This is a genomic window from Aeromicrobium sp. PE09-221 (assembly GCF_002174305.1).
Taxonomy (GTDB): Bacteria; Actinomycetota; Actinomycetes; order Propionibacteriales; family Nocardioidaceae; genus Aeromicrobium.
The window spans coordinates 100,562-123,880 of record NZ_MIJB01000028.1; the positions used below are offsets into that span (position 1 = coordinate 100,562).

Below are 23,319 nucleotides of genomic sequence, written 5' to 3' on the forward strand. Positions count from 1 at the left end.
CCTGCCTATCGTCGTTCTTTGTGGCAGGTGGCGGCATGAGCGAGCGTAGCGAGCGAACGAAGGGGCGGGCCTCGGAGCTGGCGCCGCGGGAGTTCCTGCGATGGATGTGGCGTCAGCTCACCTCGATGCGCACCGCCCTCTTCCTCCTCCTGCTGCTGGCGGTCGCGGCGATCCCCGGGTCCTTCATCCCGCAGCGGGGTGTCGACGCCCGGGCCGTGCAGATATTCTTCACCGATCATCCGACCCTCGCGCCGATCCTCGACGCGATCGGCATGTTCTCGGTCTACTCCTCGCCGTGGTTCAGCGCGATCTACCTGCTGCTCATGATCTCGCTCGTGGGCTGCATCATCCCCCGCATCGGCGTCTACGCCCGGGCCCTGCGCGCGCGCCCCCCGCGCGCCCCCCGCAACTTCGCCCGCATGCCGGCCTCGGGCAGTTTCACCACGACGGCCTCGGTCGACGAGGTCATGCAAGCCGGCCGGTCGGTGCTCAGGAGAGCCCGCATCGACGTCGTCGACGAGGGCGGGGCCAGTGAGCTCCGGGCCGAGAAGGGCTTCCTCCGCGAACTCGGCAACCTGGTCTTCCACGTGAGCATCGTTGTGGTGCTGATCGGCGTCGCGATCGGCGCCCTCTGGGGCTACCGCGGCGCGGTGATCGTCACGGAGGGCAATGGCTTCTCCAATACGCTCAGCCAGTACAACGAATTCGACTCGGGCCCGCTGTTCGATCCCGAGGACCTCCCTCCGTTCAGCTTCCGGCTCGACCGCATGATCGCGGAGTTCCACGCCGACCCCGACAGCCCCCAGTACGGGGCGCCCAAGATGTTCCGGGCCGATGTCACCTACACCGAGCGCCCCGGTGACGAGCCCACACCGTACGAGATCTTCGTCAACCACCCGCTGTCGCTCGACGGCGGTGAGGTTTTTCTGCCGGGCCAGGGATATGCCCCTGTGGTCCGGGTCACCGATGCCGAGGGCGAGGTGGTCTTCGACGACGCCGTGGTGTTCCTGCCCGAGGACGGAAGCTACCGTTCCTCCGGCGTCATCAAGGTACCCGATGCACAGCCGACCCAGTGGGGCTTCCAGGGCTTCTTCCTCCCCACCGCCGTGTCGACAGGAGACGGCCAGGCCTCCGAGACGATCTACCCGGGGGCGGTCAATCCGCTGATCGGGCTGCGCATGTGGACCGGTGACCTCGGACTCGACGACGGGGAACCGCAGTCGGTGTACGTCTTGGAGAAGGAGGGCATGCAGGAGGTCCTCGATGAGGACGGTGAGCCGTTCAACATCAGCCTGAGCCCGGGACAGTCGCAGGCTCTGCCGGGGGGTGGCACGATCGAGTTCGTCGAGCTCCGCCGCTTCGCCCGCTTCCAGATCGCTTCGACACCCGGGGTGATGCTGCCGCTGGTCGGCGTCAGCGTCGGAGTGGTCGGGCTCATCGCCTCGCTCATGGTCCGTCCTCGCAGGACGTGGATCAGGGCGAAGGCCACGACCGGAGATGACGGCCGGTCGCTTACAGTGGTGGACGTCGCCGCGCTCGATCGCGTGCCGCGTGACGAGCTACCGGACGATCTCGATGAGTTCCTCGCCAGCCTGCGCGAGGAGCTCGGCGAGACGACTTCCGCACAGGAGAACCGGACATGACCCTAGAGCAATACGCCCAGATCTCGAACTACACGACCTTCGCTGCCACGTGCGTGCTGGGGCTCGCCCTGCTGGCGTACGTCGCCGAGTGGGCGTTCGCCCGCAAGGTCGAAGCGAACGCCCCGGTCATGGCGGACTCCGATGGCACGGTCTCCCCGTCGCTCGAGAGCGCCGATGTCGAGCCGGTGACGGACCGCCTCTCGAGGATCGGACTCGTGCTGACCGTCCTGGCGACGGCGCTCATGGTCGTCAGCGTCGTCACCCGCGGACTGGCTGCCCAGCGCGTTCCGTGGGGCAATATGTACGAGTTCGGCCTCATGGGGATCACGATCGCGCTGATCATCTACCTCGTGCTCGTGTGGAGGCACCAGGTGCAGTGGGCGGGCGGCATCGTCGTCGCCTTCGGCCTGGTGGTGCTGGGCATGTCGCTGTCGACCTATGTGCCGGCCGGTCCGCTGGTGCCCGCCCTCGACTCGCACTGGTTCATCATCCATGTCGGAGCCGTGGTGCTCGCCGGCGCCTTCTTCCTGGTCGGCGCCGCCGCCTCGGTGCTATACCTCATCCGCGCGAGGGCCGAGGCGAAGGGGACGGTGGGCCCGGTGCTCCGGCGCTTCCCCGCAGCGGCCGTCATGGACAAGATCGCCTACCGTGTCAACGCGATGGCCTTCCCGCTCTGGACCTTCGGCGCGCTGATCGCCGGACCCATCTGGGCGCACTACGCCTGGGGTCGCTACTGGGGATGGGATCCCAAGGAGGTCTGGGCCTTCATCACCTGGGTGGTCTACGCCGGCTACCTGCACGCCCGCGCGACCGCCGGATGGAAGGGGCGCCGGGCGGCCTACTTCTGCCTCATCGGCTTCGTGACTTTCCTGTTCAGCTACTACGGCGTCAACCTCTTCGGCTCCGGTCTGCACTCCTACGCCAAGTAGTCCTCCCCGAACCGGCAAAAGTCGCTCGTGAAGTGAGAACTCAGAGGCCGCGAAGGTAGTCCGGATCGTCATCGGGTCCGCGGGGTCCGCGGGGACGCCAGTTGCGGGGGCCGGAAGAGGGCCGCTGGCGCGCCTGGCCGAAGAAGATCCACAGCAGCGCCCCGGCATAGGGGAGCAGCACGATCACGGCGACCCAGGCGAGCTTGGGCAGATGCCGGACGCGGGCCTTCGGGGCCGCCAACAGGTCGAAGAGCGCGTAGACCAGCAGAACGACTCCGACCACGACCAGCAGCGCCTTGCCCATGTCCCGAGACTACTCGGCGCCCCGTAGAGTTCGGGCCATGAAGGCATTCTGGTTGTACACCTTCGCGCGCCTCGGCGTCTTCATCAGCTGCTACCTCGCGACCTGGCTCATCGCGAGCCTGTGGCTCGACGGATTGACGTTCCTCAACCTGTGGGTGCTCATCGTGGCGCTGGTGGTGTCCTCGGTCATCTCGCTGTTCGCGCTGGCACCGTTGCGCGATGCCCTCGCCGCACGGTTGGAGTCGCGGGCCTCGTCGATCAACCAGCGCATCGAGGAGTCACGACGTGCCGAAGACGTCGACTGAACTGCGCGACTGGATCGACGACGCGATCGGTCGGGTCGAGGCCGACGCCAACCGCAGCGCGGACACCCACCTGCACGCCTTCGCACTCCCCGCACCGGGCATCGACCTCTACCTCAAGGACGAGTCGGTCCATCCCACCGGGAGCCTCAAGCACCGGCTCGCCCGCTCGCTCTTCCTCTACGCGCTCTGCAACGGCTGGCTGCGTCCGGACTCGACCATCATCGAGGCCTCCAGCGGTTCCACGGCGGTGAGTGAGGCCCACTTCGCCCGGCTCATCGGATTGCCCTTCGTGGCCGTCATGCCGGCCACCACGAGCACCGAGAAGATCGCGCTCATCGAGTTCGAGGGTGGCCGTTGCCATCTCGTCGACGATCCCTCGACCGTGTACGACGAGGCACGCCGGCTCGCACGCGAGTGCGACGGGCATTACATGGACCAGTTCACCTATGCCGAGCGGGCTACCGACTGGCGGGGCAATAACAACATCGCCGAGTCGATCTACGCGCAGATGGCGGCCGAACCCCACCCGATCCCGTCCTGGGTCGTGGTCAGCGCGGGGACCGGCGGCACCTCGGCCACCATCGGACGCTTCATCCGCTATCGGCGGCACGCCACCCGGCTGCTCGTCGCCGACCCCGAGCACTCGGCCTTCCTGGAGGGATGGGACACCGACTCCTCCGATGTTGTGACCGATGTGCCCGGACGGATCGAGGGCATCGGCCGGATGCGGGTCGAGCCGTCCTTCGTCGGCGGTGTCGTGGACGACATGATGCGGGTGCCCGATGCCGCCTCGATCGCCACCGCGAGATGGGTGTCGGCGCGGCTCGGCCGGCTCGTCGGCGGCTCGACCGGCACGAACGTGTGGGCGGCCCTGCAGATCGCCGAGCAGATGCGCGCGGCCGGTGAGACCGGCTCGATCGTGACTCTGCTGTGCGACGGGGGCGAGCGCTACACCCACACCTACTTCGACGATGCCTGGCTCCTCGACCGGGGCCTCGACATCTCCGCCTACAGTGCGGCGCTGGATACCTACGCGGCGACCGGCACGCTGACGACTCCCTGAGCCCGAAGCGGCGGTGAACCGTCTACCTCACGAGGACGGTGTGAGGTCGACAGGTTATCGCTCGGGTGCGGATGTCAGAGCGAGCCGATGACGAGGCCCGCCGTCAGGCCGATGGCGTAGACCAGCTCGATCAGGCCCGAGTCGCGCAGCACGGCGATCAACTCGCGGCCGGTGGCTCCCGATCCGATCACCCGTGCCGCACGGGCGGCGAGGGGCGCGCTGACGAGCGCCAGCAGCGCCCACCACGTGGTCACCGCGGCGCACCACACCGCGGCGGCCGCGGCAATCGCGATGAGGAGCAGGTAGAAGCGCCGTGAGCCCGCATCGCCGAGGACGACCGCGAGCGTGCGCTTGCCGACCTCGCGGTCGGTGGGGATGTCGCGCAGGTTGTTGGCGACCAGGATCGCGCATGCCAGCGCACCGATCCCGATCGCGGCGGCCAGGCTCGCCTGGTCGATCCGCTCGGTCTGCACATAGGCGGTACCGATGACGGCGACGAGCCCGAAGAATACGAAGACGCTGACCTCGCCGAGCGCGCGGTAGCCATAGGGATTCGAGCCGCCGGTATAGGTCCAGGCGGCGCCGATCGCGGCGGCGCCCACGAGCAGGAGCCACCACGTCGTCGTCGCGGCAAGGGCCAGCCCGAGGAGCCCGCCGAGGGCCAGGAAGGCGAGCGCGGCGGCTTTGACCTTGCCGGGTGCCACGTGCCCGGATCCGACCAGGCGCAGCGGCCCGATCCGGTCCGCATCCGTGCCGCGGATGCCATCGGAGTAGTCGTTCGCGTAGTTCACGCCGATCTGCAGGGCCAGGCTCACGCCGAGCGCCAGCAGAGCCTTCCACCACACGAAGCCGTCGGCATGGACCGCGACACCGGTGCCGGCGAGTACCGGCGCGACGGCTGCGGGCAGCGTCCGGGGACGCGCGCCTTCGATCCACAACTGGGCGGGGCCGGGGGAGGTGTTCACCCGGCAGAGTCTGCCACCGTCCGTGCTCTCCTTCTCCGGGCGTACCACCACCAGGCGGCGGCACCTCATCAACCTCACCTCGGATGTGGAGGTAGTCGGTCGACCTCATGGGTGGGTTATGGGGTTGAGGATGCACCACTGGGCGGTGCGAAAGGTTGATGGCCTACCTTCGCCGGAGGGCGTCCTAGGCTGGATCCTGATGAACGTCTCCCTGCGTCCCGTGTCGGGTACCGCCCGCGAGCTCTATCCGGTGCTGGCCGACTGGGTCCGCGACGGTGGTGACCCGATCATGGTGCGCACCTCCGGTAGCACCGGAGCGCCGAAGGACGTCGTGCTGTCGCATGCGGCGGTCATCGCGTCGGCGCGAGCGAGCCTCGACCGTCTCGGTGGCCCGGGCCAGTGGATCAGCGCGCTGCCACCGACCGCGGTGGGAGGTCTGCAGGTGCTGGTCCGCTCGGTCCTCGCCGATGCGGAACCGGTCGTCGCCGACGAACACGCATCGATCCCGGCGGCGATCGCGGTGATGACCGGCGGTCGACGCTATGCCTCCTTCGTGCCCACGCAGCTGTTCCGGCTGCTCGCCTCCGAGGAGGCAACGGCACTCGCGGGGCTCGATGCGGTCCTGCTCGGGGGTGCCGCAGCACCGGCCGATCTGCTGCGGCGTGCCGAGACCCTGGGCATCCGCATCGTGCGTACGTACGGCATGAGCGAGACCTCCGGGGGCTGTGTCTACGACGGCGTCCCGCTCGACGGAGCACGGATGCGGATCTCGGCCGATGGCCGCGTCGAGCTCGCCGGGCCGATGCTCTTCGAGGGCTATGGCGAGGAAAGCCGTTCCGATGAATGGTTCACCACCTCCGACGTGGGCGAGATCGTCGACGGCCGGCTGCGGATCGCCGGACGCGCGGACGAGATCATCGTGTCCGGGGGCGTCAACGTGCCCCTGCCCGCGGTCGCGGAGGCATTGCGGGCAGCGCCCGGTGTCGAGGACGTCGCCGTGACCGGAGTCCCCGATGCCGAATGGGGCACCCGGGTCGTCGCGGTCGTGGTCGGTACGGCGGACCTCGAGGACCTGCGCGATGCCGTCGAGACGGCCGGACATCCCCGGTCGTGGGCGCCGCGCGCACGCGTGCTCGTCGACGCCCTGCCGCTGCTGCCCGGAGGCAAGCTCGACCGACTGGCCGTGAGGACGATGGCCGCTGGACGGACTTGATCGGGGAAGTATCGTAGGCAGGTCGGCCTCGTGCCGGCCGTCTTCGTCACTTCTCACCCACCTGAACGGGGTCCTCGATGTCCGCGCCCGCCTCCCAGGCCGCCCCCAAGCTCGCACGTGAGCATCTCATCCTCATCGGTGTGCTGCTGGTCGCGAGCTTCGTGGTGATCCTCAACGAGACCGTCATGAGCGTCGCGCTGCCGGTCCTGCAGGAGGACCTCGGGGTCGAGCCGAGCGTCGGGCAGTGGCTGACCACCGCGTTCCTGCTGACGATGGGCGTCATCATCCCGCTCACCGGCTTCCTCATCGAGCGGATCAGCACGCGCAGGCTGTTCATCACGGCGATGGGACTCTTCACGGTGGGAACCGTGCTTGCCTTCTTCGCCCCCGGCTTCGGGATCCTGCTCACGGCACGGGTGATCCAGGCATCGGGGACGGCGATCATGATGCCATTGCTGATGACGACGATCCTCACGATCGTCCCGGTCGCGCGGCGTGGTGTGATGATGGGCAATATCACCATCGTCATCTCCGTCGCGCCTGCGCTCGGCCCGACGGTCTCGGGTGTGATCCTCGATCACTTCGGCTGGCGCTGGATCTTCGGACTGGTGGTACCGATCGCGGTGCTCGCCTTGGTGCTCGGCGCTCGTTATGTGATCGAGGTGGGCGAACGCTCGAGCAAGCAGATCGACCTGCTCTCGGTTCCACTCGCGATCCTCGGCTTCGGCGGTGTCGTCTACGGACTCTCCGCGCTGGGCAAGTCCTCCGGGGGAGGGCCGGTGCCCGTGTGGCTGGCACTGACGGTGGGCGTCATCGCCGTAATCGCCTTCGTGGTGCGGCAGATCGTTGCCGGGCGGGAGAACCGCGCCCTGCTCGATCTGCGCGTCTTCACGTCATCCCAGTTCACGATCGCGATGTTGGCGATGACCGTGGGCTTCGCGACCCTCATGGGTGCCATCATCCTGGTGCCCTATTTCGCCCAGCAGTCGCTCGGTCTGAGCGCGGCGCAAACCGGTCTGCTCACCTTGCCCGGCGGCCTCCTGATGGGACTGGCCGGCCCGATCGTGGGGCGTCTTTACGACGCCTACGGGCCGCGGCCGATCGCGGTGCCCGGCACGATCCTCGTCGCCATCGGCATCTGGATGCTGACGATGGTCGGCCTGGATACGCCGATGTGGTGGTTGATGGTCTCGCAGATCGCCATCAACGTCGGCCTGGCAGCCACCTTCACCCCGGTCATGACCAGCGGTCTCGGGTCGGTGCCGGTCCGGCTCTACTCGCACGGATCGGCGACGCTGGGCACATTCCAGCAGGTCGCCGGTGCTGCGGGCGCCGCGATGCTGGTCTCGATCATGTCGGTCGTGGCGACGGGCGGCGGTTCGGGCGGCCTGGAAGACCCCCAGGCGGTCAGCGATGGTGTCGTCGCCGCGTTCCGGGTGGCAGGCGCGCTCTCGCTGGTGCTGATCGTGGTGTGCCTCTTCGTCCGCCGGCCGGCTGTTCAGGACGCCGCGTCCTGAGCAGCCGGCCGGCAGGTGCTCAGTTGGAGAGGGCCGCGGTGACGGCCTCATGGATCGAGCCCGGCCCGCTCACCAGCTCCCACTGACGTCCGGACGTGCGGTTGTCGTCGAGTACCGCGGCGAGTACGGCGGCGACATCGGCGCGGGGGATCTCCCCCCGCTCGACCCGGGGCCCCAGGAGGACACGTCCGGTCGGCTCGTCATCGGTCAGGGCGCCGGGACGGATGATGGTCCAGCGCAGCGAGCTTGCCCGCAGTGCCGCATCGGCATCGCGCTTGGCCTGGACATAGGCCTTCCAGACATCGCCGGAATCCTCCGGCGGGTCCTCGTCGACGCCGATGGCCGAGATCTGGAGGAATCGATCGATCCCGGCCTTCTGCGCGGCCTCGATCGATTTCAGTGAGCCGCCCAGGTCCACGGTCTTCTTGCGGTCGATATTGCCATCGGGTCCGCCTCCGGCGGCGAACACGACCGCCGCGCACCCCTCGAAGGCGTGGACGAAGTCTTCGGTCTCGGCATTCTCGATATCGAGCAGGCGCGTGCGGGCGCCCAGCGGGGTCAGGTCGTCGGCCTGCCGCGGATCGCGGATCAGCGCGACCGGCGTGTGCCCGGCGTCGACGAGCAGGGGAATCAGGTGGCGGGAGATCTTTCCGTGACCTCCGACGATCGCAATGGCAGCCATGTCTATCACCGTAGCGGGAAGTCGCTATGGTCGTCGGGTGCAGTTTCGGACCTTCGCGATCGCCATGCCGACGACCTTTCGTGGAGTGAACCGCCGCGAGGGGATGGTCGTGCGCGGTGAGGTCGGCTGGGCGGAGTTCAGCCCGTTCCTCGACTACAGCGCCGTCGAGTGCGTTCCCTGGTATCAGGCCGCGCTCGACTCCGCCAACCGTCCGTGGCCCGATCGCGTCCGCGATCGCGTGCCCGTCAACATCACGGTGCCCGCCGTCGACCCGGACCACGCCGCGCGCATCGTGCTCGGCAGCACCTGCCGGACCGCGAAGGTGAAGGTCGCCGAACGGGGGCAGTGCCTGGCCGATGACATCGCCCGGGTGGAGGCGGTGCGCGATGCGCTGCCGCTCGGCGGGTCCTTGCGGATCGACGCCAACGGTGGCTGGGAGGTGGGTGAGGCGGTCAAGGCGATCCGCAAGCTCGACAAGGCCGCCCGCGGGCTCGAGTACGTCGAGCAGCCGTGCGCCACCGCCAAGGAGCTCGCCGAGGTGCGCAGGAAGGTCGAGGTCCCGATCGCCGCGGACGAGTCGATCCGCCGGTCCGGCGACCCGTTCCGGGTCCGTGACTTAGAGGCGGCGGATGTCGCCGTCCTGAAGGTGCAGCCCCTCGGCGGCATCCACGCCTGCTATCGGATCGCCGAGCAGATCGACATGCCCGTCGTGGTGTCGAGTGCCGTCGAGACCTCCATCGGGCTCGCGGCGGGCATCGCGCTCGCGGCCGCCCTGCCCGAGCTGCCCTTCGCCTGCGGGCTCGCGACGACCTCGCTGCTGGACGGCGATGTCGTCACCGAGCCGTTGCACCCGATCGACGGTTGTCTGCCGGTGATCCGCCCCGAGCTGGACGAGCGTGCCTTCGCCCGCGTCGCCGCGCCCGAGGAGATCGAGGAGCGATGGCAGTTGCGTCTCGAGGCAGTGCGCGAGGAGCTCGAGGAATGACCTCGCAGCGAGCGGTCGGCATCGCGCGTGATCTCGTGGACGAGCTGCTCGCCCGCGGGGCGACGGAGGCCGTTCTGGCCCCCGGCTCACGCTCGGGACCGCTCGCCTTGGCGTTGCACGCCGCCGATCAGCAGGGCCTCCTGAGACTCCATGTGCGTGTCGACGAGCGGGAGGCCGGTTTCCTCGCGCTCGGGCTGGCGAAGGCGACGGGGTTCCCTGTGCCGGTCGTCACCACCTCGGGGACGGCGGTCGCCAATCTGCATCCGGCGCTGTTGGAGGCACACCATGCCCGTACGCCCGTGCTCGCTGTGACCGCGGATCGTCCGGCGCGCCTGCGCGGCACCGGCGCCAATCAGACCACCGACCAGCGCCGCATCTTCCCCCGTGTCGGGTTCGCGGAGAGCGTCGCCGAGCTCGCCACCGTGTGGCGGGAGACCGGACCCTGTCACCTCAACCTCGAATTCGACGAACCGCTCATCGAGGTAGCCGAGTGGCGTTTCGCTCCTCCAGGGCGGAGTGCCGAGATCCCCGACACCGCGGTCACGATGGTGGAACCGGGTCCGCGCACCGTCGTCCTCGCGGGGGACGGGGCCGGTGAGGGCGCCGTGCTCCTCGCCGAGCGCGGCGGGTGGCCGCTCCTGGCCGATCCCAGTTCCGGGTCCCGGCGAGGGCCCTCGGCGATCGCGTCGTACCGGCTCCTGCTGGATCATTTCGCCGAACGCATCGAAAGGGTGGTCTCCTTCGGGCACGCGACGCTCTCCCGGTCGGTGACGGCTCTGCTGAGTCGTTCCGATGTGGACATCGTGCATGTCGGCGATCAGTCCACCTTCCCGGTGCCCGCGGGCGAGCGGGTGACCTTCGCCGAGGCCGCTGAGACGGTGGAGCGTCCGGCCGATGACTGGCTCGCCACCTGGCAGGAGGCCGACCGGAGGGTCCGAGACGCCCTTCCCTCCGCAGAGGTCCTCGAGATCGCTCGGACGGTGTGGAGCGCGGCCGCCGATGGGCTGCTGTTCGTGGGGTCGTCCAATCCGGTCCGCGACCTGGACCTGGTCGCCGACCCAGCACATTCGCCGGTTCAGGTATTCGCGAATCGGGGACTTGCCGGCATCGACGGTGCCCTGTCCACCGCGATCGGGGCGGCGTTCGCGCAGCGGGACCGGAAGGCCCTCGCGGTCGTGGGCGATCTCACCTTCCTGCACGGCAGCAATGGACTGCTGATCGGTCCGGCCGAACCCCGTCCAGACCTCACGGTCGTGGTGGTCTCCGATGACGGAGGCAGCATCTTCGCGACCCTCGAACAGGGCTCCGTGGAGTACGCGAGTGCCTTCGAGCGGGTCTATGCAACGCCGACCGGCGCCCGCATCGCGGACCTCTGCGCGGGATATGGCATCGCCTACGAGCGGGTGGAGCCCGCCGCGCTGTCCGCGGCTCTGGAGGAGGGGGCCGGCGGGGTCCGTGTCCTGGAGGTGCCGGTGTCCCGGGCGGACCGCCGAGCACTCGCCGACGCCTGCACGCGCTCGGCGCGGGAGGCGCTGGCCGGATGACGGCCCCGCCGTGTATGGGGGAGACCGCTAACGTCGGGGCATGGGTTCACCCGATATCGCGGTGATCGGGGCCGGGATCGTCGGCCTCGCCGCCGCCCATGAGTTACGCCGGCGCGGCGCTTCGGTCACGGTCTACGAGTCCGGGCGGCCGGGGCACGGCCAGTCGGCCGGCTCGTCGCGGATCTTCCGTCATGGCCACGCCGACCCGCGCATGATCGACTACGCGGTGGAGTCGCGGGAGGCGTGGCGGCGCTGGGAGGACGAGTTCGGGACGCGCCTGATCGCCCCGGACGGTGCTCTCTCGTTGGGCCCCGGTGCCTCCTCGATGCTCGCAGCTCTGGCCGAGCGCGAGGGCATCGACGCATCGGTCGCGGACGCGACGGTCCTTGCCGAGCGGCTTCCGGTGCTCGCGGCCTACGAGGGTCCTGGACTGGTGGACATGTCCGGTGGATCCATCGACACCATCCGGGCGATCTCGTCCCTGACCTCGTCGGTGGGGGACGGTCTGGTGGGCGATGTGGTGCTGAGCGTCCGTCCTCTGCCCGGGGGAGGGGTGGAGGTGCGTGCTGCCAACGGTTGCCGGAACCATGACGCCGCCGTCGTAGCGGCCGGTCGTGGCACGCAGGCGCTGGCCCGCGGCGCGGGGCTCTCGCTGCCTGTCGAGAGCCGCGCACACGTGCGGGTCTCCTTCGCGCCGCGCTCACCCCTCGGATCGCTCGCGACACTTCAGGACACGAGCGGTGCCTTCGGGGAGGCGGGCGTCTACGCGGCCGCCTATCCGGATCGCTCGGCCTATGGCGTGGGTCTCGCCGAGGACGTGCCGACGGCCGAGGACGGCGCCATGTTGGCTCCGGACGGCCTCGCCGAACATGTCGAGCGGGTGATCGACTATGTGAAGCGGGCCCTTCCCGGTCTCGATCCCGATCCGGTCGGCTTCGTGCACTGCTGGGCGACCCGGCTCCCCTGGGGCGATGACGGTGTCGCGGTCTGGACCGCCGGGGACATCGCGTTCCTCGCGGGACACAATCTGTTCAAGCACGCCCCGGCGCTCGGTCGCGAGCTGGCTGCGACCGTGCTGGACGGTGAGGTGCCTGAGCTGCTGCGGCCCGAAGCGCGTTTCGGGCGGGCCTGACCGCGAATCAGTCGCCGGTGGTGTCCCTCCGGATATGTCGGTTGAGGGCGGAGATGTCGCGATCGAGATGCTCGAACTTCACAGCGCTCATCTCCTCATTCTGGCCGACACCCGGTCTCGGCACGAGTACTGAGGCCGAGGTTAGGCACACCCGCCGAGGGCAGTGAAGGGCCGCGCGCCAGGCTGTGGATCAACCCCGTGGTCCCGCCACCTGTGGATGGTCGCATTGCTCGATCGGCTGGGATTCGCCGGGCGTGTGGTCGCGGCGAGCCCCTCGACGCGACCTTCGATCTGACCGATCTCCGACGCTGACCGTCCCGACCGTGACACTGCTTGTGTCACGGATCACTCACGTCTACGGTGAACCTCACCCCCAAGGAGTGAGGAGCCGTGATGGCAGAGGAGACCTTCGACTACATCGTCGTGGGGTCGGGGAGCGCCGGGGGCGTGCTCGCCGCGCGGCTCACCGAGGACCCGACGGTCCGCGTGCTGCTGCTCGAGGCGGGGCCCGAGGACGATGACGACATGATCCGGATCCCCGCCGGATTCTCGTCGCTGTTCAAGACACGCTGGGACTGGAACTACTGGACGACCCCCCAGGAGCATCTGGCCGGCCGGCGCGCGGACTGGCCGCGGATGAAGGCCCTCGGCGGTTGCTCGTCGATGAACGCGATGATCTACATCCGTGGCAATCGGGCCGACTACGACGGCTGGCGCGACGACTTCGGTGCCCGGGGCTGGGGTTACGAGGACGTCCTGCCGTACTTCGTGCGCAGCGAGTCTAATGCCCGGCTGTCCGGCCCCCTCCACGGCACCAGCGGGCCGCTGCGGGTCGAGGACCGGCGCTTCACGCACGAGCTGAGCGAGGCCTTCGTCGAATCGGCCGCCCGCGCCGGCCTGGCGCGTAACGAGGACTTCAACGGCCCGACCCAGGAGGGAGCCGGTCAGTACCAGGTGACACACCACCGTGGACGCCGCTGGTCGGTCGCCGATGCCTATATCCGTCCGGCCCGGCCGCGCCGGAACCTGACGATCCGCACCGAGGCCTTCGTGACGCGGATCCTGCTCGACAGCGCCGGCCCGCGGGCGACCGGTGTCGAATACGAACGCTTCGGCGCCGTCGAGAGAGTGCGTGCGGAGGCCGAGGTGCTGTTGTGCGGCGGTGCGATCAACAGCCCGCAGGTGCTCATGCTGTCGGGGATCGGTCCCGGTGAACACCTGCGCGAGCACGGCATCGAGGTGCTCGTGGACTCACCCGGGGTAGGGAAGGGCCTGCAGGATCACCCGGTGGCCGGGACGCTCATCGAGACACAGGGCACGAGCGACCTCGCGGAGGCGCAGACCCTCGGCAATCTCGCCCGCTGGCAGACCACACGCCGTGGGCCGCTGGTCTCCAATGTGGGCGAGGCGGGAGCATTCTTCGCCAGCCACGACGGCCTTGCACATCCCGACATCCAGATCCACGTCGCGCCGACCGGTTTCTACCACAACGGCATCCATGAGCCCGTACGCCGGATGGTGACCATCGCACCGACCCTCGTCGACATCCACAGCCGGGGCCGGTTGAGACTGCGTTCGGCCGACCCGCATTGGCATCCGGAGATCGATCCCGGCTACTTCACCGATCGCCGCGATCTCGATGCGATGGTGGGCGGGTTCCGGCGCGTTCTCGACATCGTCTGGCAGGGACCGCTCGCGCGGTATCTGCGGGCACCGGTCGAGCCGTCGACCACCGACCCGTCCGATGACGATCTCATCGAGGTGATCGCCCGGCTCGGACAGACCCTGTACCACCCGACGTCGACCTGTGCGATGGGGTCGGGCGGCGACAGCGTGGTCGATTCGGGGCTCCGCGTCCGCGGCGTGGAGGGACTGCGGGTCGTCGACGCCTCCGTCATGCCGCGAGTCGTGCGCGGCAACACCCACGCACCCACCGTCATGATCGCCGAGAAGGCGTCCGATCTCATCAGGAGTGGCACATGATCGAGCGAAACGAGCGAACAACATGAGCGAGACCTTCGATTCGTTGAACCCGGCGACGGGGGATGTCGTCGGAACCCATCCGGTCCACACCGATGAGCAGGTGCGCGAGACCGTCGCGCTCGCCCAGCATGCCGCGACGTGGTGGGACGAGATCGGCTTCGCCGGCAGACGCGAGCTGTTGCTGCAATGGCGCAGTGTGCTCACTCGCCGGATCGAGCAGATCGCCGATCTCGTCCATCGCGAGACGGGCAAGCCGCACGGGGATGCCCTGTTGGAGGCGGGCCTGGCGGTCGACCACATCGACTGGGCGGCCAAGCACGCGCCGAAGGTGCTCGGCCGGCAGAAGGTCGGCTCGGGACTGCTCATGGCCAATCAGGTGTCGACCGTCGAGTACAAGCCGCTCGGGGTGATCGGGGTGATCGGACCCTGGAACTACCCGGTGTTCACGCCGATGGGCTCGATCGCCTATGCGCTCGCGGCGGGCAATGCCGTGGTCTTCAAACCCAGCGAGTACACGCCGGGGGTGGGGCGATGGCTCGTCGACACCTTCACCGAGGTGTCCCAGGCACCCGTGCTGCAGCTCGTCACCGGTTTCGGGGAGACCGGCAATGCGCTGTGCCGGTCCGGGGTGGACAAGCTCGCCTTCACCGGCTCGGCCGCCACGGGCCGGAAGGTGATGGCCGCGTGCGCCGAGACGCTGACACCCGTGGTGATCGAGGCCGGTGGCAAGGACGCCCTCATCGTCGACGAGGACGCCGACCTGCCCGCGGCGGCCGAGGCGGCATTGTGGGGTGGCATGTCCAATGCGGGACAGACCTGCATCGGCACCGAGCGCGTCTACGTCCACGAGCGCGTCTTCGCTCCGTTCATGGACGAGCTGCTGGACCGTGCGCGCGCGGTGCGCCCTGGGTACGACGACGGGGGGTTGTACGGGCCGGCCACGATGCCGTCGCAGCTCGGGATCATCCGCGAGCACATCGAGGACGCCATCGCTCGTGGAGGCGCCGTGGTGCTCGGGGGGCACGAGGCTGTCGGCGAGCGTTACGTCCAGCCCACCATCATCACCCATGTCCCCGAGGACTCGCTCGCCGTCACCCAGGAGACCTTCGGGCCGACGCTGGTGGTCAATCCCGTGACCTCGATGGACGAGGCTGTGGACCGCACCAATGCCACCGCCTACGGGCTGGCCGGCGCGGTCTTCGGGCGCAAGAACGCCGAGAGCATCGCACGCCGCATCCGATCGGGGATGACATCGGTCAACTCGGTGATCTCCTTCGCTGCCGTTCCCACACTGCCGTTCGGAGGCGTGGGCGAGTCCGGCTTCGGCCGTATCCACGGGCCCGACGGGCTGCGCGAGTTCACCTACCCCAAGGCCGTCACGGTCCAGCGAATGAAGCCACCGCTGGCGCTCACGACCTTCGATCGCGACCGCAAGACCGAGGGCCTGTTCGCCAAGCTGCTGACCATCCTGTACGGCGGGTCGTCCACATTGCCCCGTCGCTAGGACTCTCGTCCACAGATTCTCCGGCTCGGCCGGGTCGTCCACAACTTCTTCCCGGTGTCTTGGCGGCAACGCTCTGCCAGCGTTGACTCTGGTGATATGGATGAGGAGAGGACCTACCATGAGTGCTATGCCAGCGGAGATGATGAGTCTGCCGCGCGGGCGTCCTTTTACCCGCGAGGATCTGGATGCGATGCCCGACGACGGGCATCGTTATGAGCTGCTCGACGGCATGCTCGTCGTGAGCCCTGCACCGAGAATCGTCCATCAGCTCGTCGTGGGAGAGCTGCACCTGCTGTTGCGATCCTCGGTGCCGGAGGACGTGCAGGTGCTGTTCGCCCCCGTCGATGTCGTACTGGCCACCGATACGGTGCTCCAGCCCGATCTGCTGGTGGCACCGAAGGCTGCTTTCACGGAACGCGATCTGCCCGGACCTCCGCTGTTGGCCATCGAGGTGCTCTCGCCGACCACTCGGCGCCTCGATCTGCTGCTGAAGAAAGAGCGGCTGGAGCGGGCGGGCTGTGCGTTCTACTGGGTGATCGACCCGGACGAGCCGTCGATCACCGCCTGGACCCTCGACGGTGGAACATACCGACAGACGGCACGAGCGGTCGGTCATCGCCGCCTCGAGACCACCAAGCCCTTCGCCATCGGGCTCGTTCCCGCTGACCTCGTACAGTGACGCCGGTCGGCTGACGTGGTGGTCGGTCCTATGCTGGAGGGCGTGTCTTTTCATCGTTACGTGGCAGTAGGGGACTCGTTCACCGAGGGTGTGGGCGATGCCGATGTCTCCCGTCCGAACGGCGTCAGGGGGTGGGCCGATCGGGTCGCCGAGGTGCTCGGAGCCCGCACCGATGACTTCGGTTACGCCAATCTCGCGATCCGCGGGCGCAAACTCGGCCAGATCGTGGCCGAGCAGATCGATCCCGCGATCGAGCTCGCCCCCGACCTGGTCACCATCTACGCGGGCGCGAACGACATCCTGCGCCCCAAGGTCGACATCGACGACCTCATGGGCCTCTACGACACGGCCCTGGGCAAGCTGGCCTCGACCGGCGCCCGGCTCGTGGTGTTCACCGCCTTCGACCCCGCCGGATTCCCGATCTTCGGCTCGCTGCGAGGGCGTTTCGCCATCTACAACGAGCTCCTCCGGGAACTGGCCGAGCAGCACGATGCGACCCTGGTGGACTTCTGGCGCCTGCGCGACTACCGCGACGACCGCCTCTGGGATGTGGACCGGATGCACATGTCGAGTGCTGGCCACCAGCGCATGGCGATGGCGGTCCTGGACGCGCTCGGCGTGCCTCACGACCTGGAGCCGCTGCCCCTCGTCGAGCATCCGCCGCTGTCGCGTGCTGAGCGCCGGTCGGCGAATGTGGACTGGGTGCGCGAGTACGCGGGCCCGTGGGTCAAGCGCCGGGTGACCGGTACCTCGAGCGGCGACGCCCTCGACCCCAAGCACCCGGTCTACGTCCGTCCCTGAGAGCGAAAACCCCCGGTGCCGCTGGGGTCAAGCGCCGGGGACCAGGCCTCCGGTCAGAGCGTGACGCTGTGCTCGGCGAAAGCCGTCATGGGGTCGATCGGGTCGCCGCCACCGGGACGGACCTCGAGGTGGAGGTGCGGACCGGTCACATTGCCGGTCGATCCGGTGTAGCCGATGACATCGCCGGCGCGGACGGTCTGACCCGCTTCGACGGTGATCCGGCTCTGGTGGGCGTACCACATTTCGGTCTCGGTGCCGTCGTCGAGCACGATGACGGTCTTGTTGCCGTAGGCGCCCTCGTAGCCGGCCGACTTCACTGTGCCGCTCGCGGCCGCGATGATGGTGGATCCGGAGGGCCCGGCCAGATCGAGTCCGGTGTGGCTCCCGCTGGACCAGAGCCCGCTGGACTGCCCGAACCGGGCCGTCAGGCGGTAGCCCGCCACCGGGACGACCCACTGGTTGGCGATCTGCTCGGAATAGGACTCGACCGTGCGCTCGACCGCGTCGCGCTGCTCGGCGATGATCGCGAGTTGTGCCTGCTGATCGGAACGCTGCTCCTCATAGCGCTGGCGATCGAAGTTCCGGCTGATGTCCGTACCGTTCGTGCCGCCGAGATCCGCTCCGCCGATATAGGACTGGCTGATCGACTGATACTGGCTCGCTGAGAGGGCACCCTGATCGGTGAGGCCACCTGCGGCCACCGTGCCGACGCCCGCGGATGCCACGGCGACGAGGCCGGCGATGGCGGGGGTCACACGGAGATTCAACGACCGCTTCGACTTCGGGGCGACTCGCTTGCCGCCGCGTGGGGTCTGCTGACCCCCTGTGCGGCGAGGCGCTGTCGGCTTCACACAATCTCCGTAACGTCGGCGAGCAAACTCCATCGAGGTTAGCGCATAGGTGGTTGCTCCTTTCAACTTCTCAGCTGAAGTGATAAATATTCGTCCGGCTCCAGAGCGGTCGCCCCTGGCATGGCAGGGTGTCGGCATGAGCGAGCGCAGCGAGCGAACGATGGGGTTCCTCGTGCCGGCATCGTCCTATCGTACTTTTCTTCAGGCGGTGCCGGCATGAGCGAGCGCAGCGAGCGAACGATGGGGTTCCTCGTGCCGGCATCGTCCTACCGTGCTCTTCTTCAGGCGGTGCCGGCATGAGCGCGAGACGACTGCTCCTCGGGGCGGTGGGCGACGAGGAGGCTTCGATCGCGGCCGCCGCGCGCCGATGGCGCGATGCGGGGGCCGAAGTCGTCTACCTCGGTGCAGGCGTGACCGCGGACGTCATGGCGGCGACCGCGATCAGCGAGGATGTCGCCGCCGTCGTGGTGGACGCGCAGGGAGCCGAGGCGGTGAGAGCTGCCCTCGCGAGGGCGGGAGCCGATGACATCGAGGTCACGATCTCCTCATGAGGTGCCCCGCAGTTCCGGGCTGAAAGACCGCCCCGCCTCAGGGCGGGGGTGCGTGGCCCGATAAAGTCGGCACGGCTCGAAGGGCGCCTGCCAGCTCCGCGTAGTAGCGCCACTGACTCGACGAAGGACGGTTGTCACCGTGGATTTGATGGAGTACCAGGCGAAGGAGCTCTTCGCCAAGCACGATGTACCGGTCACGCTCGGTGCCGTGGTCACCACCGCGGACGAGGCCGAGAGCGCCGCGCAGGAGATCGGCGGCGCTGTCGTCGTCAAGGCCCAGGTCAAGGCCGGAGGCCGCGGCAAGGCCGGAGGCGTCAAGCTCGCCAAGACGCCCGCCGAGGCCCGTGAGCACGCCTCGAACATCCTCGGCATGGAGATCAAGGGCCTCACGGTCAACCGTGTCCTGATCGTCCCCGCGGCTGAGATCGTCGAGGAGTACTACTTCTCCTTCCTGCTCGACCGCTCCAACCGCAGCTACCTGACGATCGCCAGCGTCGAGGGAGGCGTGGAGATCGAAGAGGTCGCCAAGACGAACCCCGACGCCGTCCGTCAGATCCCCGTCGACGCCACCACCGGTGTCGACGAGCAGAAGGCCCGCGAGATCGTCGCGGACGCCCGGTTCCCCATCGAGCTCGTCGACCAGGCGGTCGGCACGATCCTCTCCCTCTGGAAGGTCTTCGTCGAGGAGGACGCCACGCTCGTCGAGGTCAACCCCCTTGCTCGGCTCGCCGGTGACAAGCTCGAGGCCCTCGACGGCAAGGTCTCGCTGGACGAGAACGCCGACTTCCGTCATCCCGACCACGCCGAGTTCGAGGACAAGGCCGCGGCCGATCCGCTCGAGGCGAAGGCCAAGGAGAAAGGCCTCAACTACGTCAAGCTCGACGGCGAGGTCGGCATCATCGGCAACGGGGCGGGTCTGGTCATGAGCACCCTCGACGTCGTCGCCTACGCCGGCGAGGCGCACGGCAATGTCAAGCCCGCCAACTTCCTCGACATCGGCGGTGGCGCCTCGGCCGAGGTCATGGCCAACGGTCTGGACGTCATCCTGGGCGATCCGCAGGTTAAGAGCGTGTTCGTCAACGTGTTCGGCGGCATCACCTCGTGTGATGCGGTGGCCAATGGCATCAAGGGCGCACTGGAGCTGCTCGGCGACAACGCCAGCAAGCCGCTCGTGGTGCGTCTGGACGGCAACAAGGTCGACGAAGGCCGCGCCATCCTCAACGAACTGAACCACCCGCTGGTGACCCAGGTCGACACCATGGACGGTGCCGCCGACAAGGCCGCCGAGCTCGCGAACGCGTAAGGATCAAGCAGACATGTCGATCTACCTGAATTCCGACTCCAAGGTCATCGTCCAGGGCATCACCGGTGGTGAGGGCACCAAGCACACCGCGCTCATGCTGAAGGCCGGCACGAATATCGTGGGCGGTGTCAACGCCCGCAAGGCCGGCACCACCGTCTCGCACGTGGACGCCGACGGCAAGGACGTCGAGCTGCCCGTCTTCGGCTCCGTGGCCGAGGCCATGAAGGAGACCGGTGCCGATGTCTCGGTCGTCTTCGTGCCGCCGCCGTTCGCCAAGGACGCCGCCATGGAGGCCATCGACGCGGGCATCGGCCTGCTGGTGGTCATCACCGAGGGCATCCCGGTGCAGGACACCGCCGAGTTCTTCGCGCACTCGCAGGGCACCAAGACTCGCATCATCGGCCCCAACTGCCCCGGCATCATCACTCCGGGCGAGGCCCTCGCGGGCATCACCCCGGCCACGATCGCCGGCAAGGGCCCGATCGGCCTGGTGTCCAAGTCGGGGACGCTGACCTATCAGATGATGTTCGAGCTGCGCGACTTCGGTTTCACCTCGGCCATCGGCATCGGCGGCGACCCGATCATCGGCACCACGCACATCGACGCCCTCGAGGCCTTCGAGGCCGACCCCGACACCAAGGCGATCGTCATGATCGGCGAGATCGGCGGCGACGCCGAGGAGCGGGCGGCCGAGTACATCAAGGCCAATGTCACCAAGCCGGTCGTCGGCTATGTCGCGGGCTTCACCGCACCCGAGGGCAAGACGATGGGCCACGCCGGTGCGATCGTGTCCGGCTCGTCCGGCACGGCGGCGGCCAAGAAGGAGGCCCTGGAGGCCGCGGGTGTCAAGGTCGGCAAGACGCCGAGCGAGACGGCCGCGCTCATGCGGGAGATCCTGCAGAGCCTCTGAGCCTTTTCTCACGACGAAGCCCCCGGGACTCCCGGGGGCTTCGTCGTCCTGCGAGCGCTGGTCAGGCGGCTTTGCGGACCAGCTCGCGCAGTGTTTGTTCGACCTCGTCGTTCCAGTCCACGACAGCGAAGGAGGTCGCCCACATCGCCCCGTCGTCCAGGTGCGCGTCCTCATTGAAGCCGATCGACGTGTAACGGGTGTCGAACTTCGAGGCCGGCTGCACGAAGGTCACCACCTTGCCCTCGCGGGCATAGGACGGGAACCCGTACCAGGTCTTGGGATCGAGGTTCGGCGCCTCCTCGGTCACCACCACGTGGAAGCGCTCGGCGATGAGCCGGTCGAGCCCCTCCAGCCCTGAGATCGCTTCCAGACAGGCGTCGAACTCCTTCGCCTTCTTCGCCGCCCCCTTCACGCCCTTGGCGGCGCGCAGTTCCTCGGCGCGTTGCTTCATGGCCGCGCGCTCGGAGGCGCTGAAACTGTCCTCGGACATGGGATCTCCTCGTGATGATCGAGCGAACCGTGGTGTTCGCTGACTCACCCTAGGGTGGCGAGGAGGTGCGGCGCTTCTCGATTCGTGATCACTCGTCGGCGTAGGCGAGGCGCTGGCCGGCCCGTTCCATGAGCGCGCCGAAGTCCTCCGCGGTGAAGGTATTGTCTCCTGACGGCGGAGCGAGCACCTGCGTGATCTCCGAACCGCGTCGTACGACCCCCATGCGGTAGTAGACCCGCTCATCCTCACCGGTCTCGAAGCTCAGCCGCCAGCTGACCCCGGCGAAGCCGTCGCTCGCGATGTCCTCGCGCTCGTCGATCTGCGCCGACAGCTCGCTCTCCCCGCATCCGTCCACGGCCCCGGCGATACCCTCCAGCACCTGCTGTGCGGCCTCATCGGACTCCAGCCGCGCGTTGGTCTGGGCGACGGCGAACTCCGGAGGGAGATCATCGGCATCGGGGATCGCGATCAACCGGGTCGCGACATCGGAGAACTGCTCGCCGCTGAAGTCGGTCTTGTCGCACAGCGATGCCGCGGGATTGAAGCCTTCCGGCTGCTGGGCAGGGCCCGCTGCCCATACTCGGTCGATCGTCCCGAGCGGAGGCATGTCCACGACGCTGAGGAAGGACGGGTACTGTTCGGTGGCCGGCGGCAGCGCCGGCTCGACGGTGATCTCATTGGTGCACTCGCCACCGGAGTCGGCGCACACCTTGGCGATGGAGTCGTTCAGCGTGCGGGCGAACTCGTCGACATCGGTCGGCTCGGTGCCGTTGACCTCGTGGATGAGCGTGCTGGTGACGGTGCCCGACTGCGCGAGGCCTACGCTGATGAACCGGGCGGGGTCGCGATAGGACTGCAGGCGCAGGATCTTGAAGTCGCCGAAGGGCCTCTTGACGGTGTACGCGTCGATGAGCCTGGTGCGCGGATGCGCGCAGTTCGCATACCAGCCGCGCAACGTGGCATAAGCCTCCTGCGAGGCCTCCTGGCTCCGGGAGACCTCGATCGACTGCGCGACGCGTTCGCCAGCGGGATTCGTGCTGTACGCCCGGACGAACACCTTGAGTGGATCACCGTCGGCGAAGCGGGTCGGGGGACAGGTCGAGTACGGGGTCTCGTTCTCCGTGTCGGTCTCGGTCGCGTCGACCTTCCACTCCTGCTCGGAGTTGAGACGCTCGACCTGATCGAGGGAGAGGAGATCGTCGGTGTCGATATTGTGCGCGTCGAGGATGACATCGGGACGCTCGGCGCCCATCTTCTCCCGGTAGGGCAGGCCTTCGACCGTGGCGAGGGCGTCGCCATTGGTGGCGACGAAACCACCGGCGAGCACCGCCAGCACCGAGGCCGCGACCAGGATCGCGGCACCGCGGCGTCCCCCCTGTCGGGCCGCCCGGCGCAACGCGGCCGGCTCGGGGAGCTCGAGCGCGTCGACGCTCTCGCGGAGCGCCATGAGACGGGACTCGAGCTCTTCGAGAGGCTGGGAGAGGGATGCCTCAAGCCGGGTCAGCGCATTGCTCGCCAGCTCCATGCCTATGGCATCGTCCACCTCCATCTCGCGCGTGGCGTCGTCGAGGTCGATGCCGGCCACGGTGAGCAGTGTCACGATGCGGCGTTCGTCGTAGTCCAGGTCGTGCAGCGCGCCGAACAGCGCGGTATCGCCGCTGTCCTCGTGACGCCTGCGCAGGGGATGGACACTCCGGGAGAAGGATGCCAGTTTGGCGGCCTGGTCGCGGACATAGGCGACCGGGTCGCTGCTGTCCCGCAGCCGACCCCACGCGCGCCAGGCTCGCTGGTAGGCGTCGACGCTCGCATCCCGTGCCACCTGCCGGTCCCCGCACAGCGCGTAGGTGGTCGCGACGACCCGTCGCCGGGTGGCGCGATAGAAGTTGTCGAACTCGTCGACACGCGTCATCGGCTCTCGACCTCCTGGGAGCATCCGTGACGGGTGCGTGCTCGGGGTGGCTCCGTT

Annotated in this window: 22 protein-coding genes; 16 read left to right on the top strand and 6 right to left on the bottom strand. The window is 68.5% G+C overall.

Features of this window, described 5'->3' with window-relative positions; translation table 11 throughout:
- Positions 1 to 35: 35 nt before the first annotated feature.
- Together BHE97_RS15710 and ccsB are read left to right on the top strand one after the other, a co-directional pair.
- Positions 36 to 1,643: a cytochrome c biogenesis protein ResB gene (locus BHE97_RS15710; RefSeq protein WP_087624975.1), complete on the top strand. Its 1,608-nt coding sequence runs from the start codon at positions 36 to 38 to the stop codon at positions 1,641 to 1,643.
- Positions 1,640 to 2,572: a c-type cytochrome biogenesis protein CcsB gene (gene ccsB / locus BHE97_RS15715; RefSeq protein WP_087624976.1), complete on the top strand. Its 933-nt coding sequence runs from the start codon at positions 1,640 to 1,642 to the stop codon at positions 2,570 to 2,572. The genes BHE97_RS15710 and ccsB overlap by 4 nt, the downstream gene beginning before the upstream one ends.
- A 40-nt stretch (positions 2,573 to 2,612) precedes the next feature.
- Here ccsB and BHE97_RS15720 read toward each other — a convergent pair whose 3' ends face one another.
- Positions 2,613 to 2,876 (bottom strand): PLD nuclease N-terminal domain-containing protein, encoded by a 264-nt coding sequence (locus BHE97_RS15720; RefSeq protein WP_087624977.1) that lies wholly within the window; start codon positions 2,874 to 2,876, stop codon positions 2,613 to 2,615.
- A gap of 37 nt (positions 2,877 to 2,913) precedes the next feature.
- Here BHE97_RS15720 and BHE97_RS15725 point away from each other — a divergent pair, with 37 nt between their 5' ends.
- Positions 2,914 to 3,180: a DUF4229 domain-containing protein gene (locus BHE97_RS15725; RefSeq protein ID WP_170931451.1), complete on the top strand. Its 267-nt coding sequence runs from the start codon at positions 2,914 to 2,916 to the stop codon at positions 3,178 to 3,180.
- On the top strand, positions 3,161 to 4,243 hold the full coding sequence (locus tag BHE97_RS15730; protein WP_236757732.1) for a PLP-dependent cysteine synthase family protein: 1,083 nt from the start codon (positions 3,161 to 3,163) through the stop codon (positions 4,241 to 4,243). Before BHE97_RS15725 ends, BHE97_RS15730 begins: the two co-directional genes overlap by 20 nt.
- 74 nt (positions 4,244 to 4,317) lie before the next feature.
- Here the strand turns inward: BHE97_RS15730 and BHE97_RS15735 are convergent, their stop codons facing one another.
- Entirely contained in the window at positions 4,318 to 5,208 is an 891-nt protein-coding gene (locus BHE97_RS15735) for a 1,4-dihydroxy-2-naphthoate polyprenyltransferase (RefSeq protein WP_236757733.1), read from the bottom strand.
- 199 nt (positions 5,209 to 5,407) lie between these two features.
- On the opposite strand from BHE97_RS15735, the gene BHE97_RS15740 reads away from it, so the two are divergent.
- Both BHE97_RS15740 and BHE97_RS15745 read left to right on the top strand, forming a co-directional pair.
- Positions 5,408 to 6,421 carry an AMP-binding protein gene (locus BHE97_RS15740; RefSeq protein ID WP_087624981.1) on the top strand — a complete coding sequence of 338 codons (1,014 nt, stop codon included), beginning with the start codon at positions 5,408 to 5,410 and terminating at the stop codon, positions 6,419 to 6,421.
- Between the two features lie 77 nt (positions 6,422 to 6,498).
- Positions 6,499 to 7,938 (top strand): MDR family MFS transporter, encoded by a 1,440-nt coding sequence (locus BHE97_RS15745; RefSeq protein ID WP_087624982.1) that lies wholly within the window; start codon positions 6,499 to 6,501, stop codon positions 7,936 to 7,938.
- Between the two features lie 19 nt (positions 7,939 to 7,957).
- Here the strand turns inward: BHE97_RS15745 and BHE97_RS15750 are convergent, their stop codons facing one another.
- Positions 7,958 to 8,620, bottom strand: coding sequence for an SDR family oxidoreductase (locus BHE97_RS15750; RefSeq protein ID WP_087624983.1), 663 nt, complete (start codon positions 8,618 to 8,620; stop codon positions 7,958 to 7,960).
- Positions 8,621 to 8,657: 37 nt separating this feature from the next.
- On the opposite strand from BHE97_RS15750, the gene BHE97_RS15755 reads away from it, so the two are divergent.
- The 7 genes from BHE97_RS15755 (at position 8,658) to BHE97_RS15785 (ending at position 17,248) form a co-directional block, all read left to right on the top strand.
- Complete coding sequence (locus tag BHE97_RS15755; protein WP_087624984.1) at positions 8,658 to 9,605, top strand: o-succinylbenzoate synthase; 948 nt, start codon at positions 8,658 to 8,660, stop codon at positions 9,603 to 9,605.
- Positions 9,602 to 11,149: a 2-succinyl-5-enolpyruvyl-6-hydroxy-3-cyclohexene-1-carboxylic-acid synthase gene (menD, locus tag BHE97_RS15760; RefSeq protein WP_087624985.1), complete on the top strand. Its 1,548-nt coding sequence runs from the start codon at positions 9,602 to 9,604 to the stop codon at positions 11,147 to 11,149. The genes BHE97_RS15755 and menD overlap by 4 nt, the downstream gene beginning before the upstream one ends.
- Positions 11,150 to 11,189: 40 nt before the next feature.
- Positions 11,190 to 12,281, top strand: a complete 1,092-nt coding sequence (locus BHE97_RS15765) for an FAD-dependent oxidoreductase (protein ID WP_087624986.1) — start codon at positions 11,190 to 11,192, stop codon at positions 12,279 to 12,281.
- Between the two features lie 393 nt (positions 12,282 to 12,674).
- Positions 12,675 to 14,264: a GMC family oxidoreductase N-terminal domain-containing protein gene (locus tag BHE97_RS15770; protein ID WP_201791475.1), complete on the top strand. Its 1,590-nt coding sequence runs from the start codon at positions 12,675 to 12,677 to the stop codon at positions 14,262 to 14,264.
- Positions 14,265 to 14,286: 22 nt separating this feature from the next.
- Positions 14,287 to 15,768, top strand: coding sequence for an aldehyde dehydrogenase family protein (locus BHE97_RS15775; protein WP_087624988.1), 1,482 nt, complete (start codon positions 14,287 to 14,289; stop codon positions 15,766 to 15,768).
- A gap of 118 nt (positions 15,769 to 15,886) precedes the next feature.
- A complete protein-coding gene (locus BHE97_RS15780) occupies positions 15,887 to 16,447 on the top strand; it encodes a Uma2 family endonuclease (RefSeq protein ID WP_087624989.1) in 561 nt (186 codons plus the stop codon).
- 42 nt (positions 16,448 to 16,489) lie between these two features.
- The gene (locus tag BHE97_RS15785) at positions 16,490 to 17,248 is read left to right on the top strand and encodes an SGNH/GDSL hydrolase family protein (RefSeq protein WP_201791476.1); all 759 of its coding nucleotides are present in this window, start codon (positions 16,490 to 16,492) and stop codon (positions 17,246 to 17,248) included.
- Positions 17,249 to 17,301: 53 nt separating this feature from the next.
- Here BHE97_RS15785 and BHE97_RS15790 read toward each other — a convergent pair whose 3' ends face one another.
- Positions 17,302 to 18,003, bottom strand: coding sequence for a M23 family metallopeptidase (locus BHE97_RS15790; protein WP_201791477.1), 702 nt, complete (start codon positions 18,001 to 18,003; stop codon positions 17,302 to 17,304).
- Between the two features lie 392 nt (positions 18,004 to 18,395).
- Between BHE97_RS15790 and BHE97_RS15795 the strand changes: the two genes are divergently transcribed.
- From BHE97_RS15795 to sucD, 3 genes are all read left to right on the top strand, one after another.
- Positions 18,396 to 18,650, top strand: coding sequence for a hypothetical protein (locus BHE97_RS15795; protein WP_087624992.1), 255 nt, complete (start codon positions 18,396 to 18,398; stop codon positions 18,648 to 18,650).
- Positions 18,651 to 18,789: 139 nt separating this feature from the next.
- Positions 18,790 to 19,953: an ADP-forming succinate--CoA ligase subunit beta gene (gene sucC / locus BHE97_RS15800; protein ID WP_087624993.1), complete on the top strand. Its 1,164-nt coding sequence runs from the start codon at positions 18,790 to 18,792 to the stop codon at positions 19,951 to 19,953.
- Positions 19,954 to 19,966: 13 nt separating this feature from the next.
- The gene (gene sucD, locus BHE97_RS15805) at positions 19,967 to 20,863 is read left to right on the top strand and encodes a succinate--CoA ligase subunit alpha (RefSeq protein ID WP_087624994.1); all 897 of its coding nucleotides are present in this window, start codon (positions 19,967 to 19,969) and stop codon (positions 20,861 to 20,863) included.
- Between the two features lie 61 nt (positions 20,864 to 20,924).
- Here sucD and BHE97_RS15810 read toward each other — a convergent pair whose 3' ends face one another.
- Both BHE97_RS15810 and BHE97_RS15815 read right to left on the bottom strand, forming a co-directional pair.
- Positions 20,925 to 21,353 (bottom strand): hypothetical protein, encoded by a 429-nt coding sequence (locus tag BHE97_RS15810; protein ID WP_087624995.1) that lies wholly within the window; start codon positions 21,351 to 21,353, stop codon positions 20,925 to 20,927.
- An 88-nt stretch (positions 21,354 to 21,441) separates the two neighbouring features.
- On the bottom strand, positions 21,442 to 23,262 hold the full coding sequence (locus BHE97_RS15815) for a hypothetical protein (RefSeq protein WP_087624996.1): 1,821 nt from the start codon (positions 23,260 to 23,262) through the stop codon (positions 21,442 to 21,444).
- Positions 23,263 to 23,319: the final 57 nt, after the last annotated feature.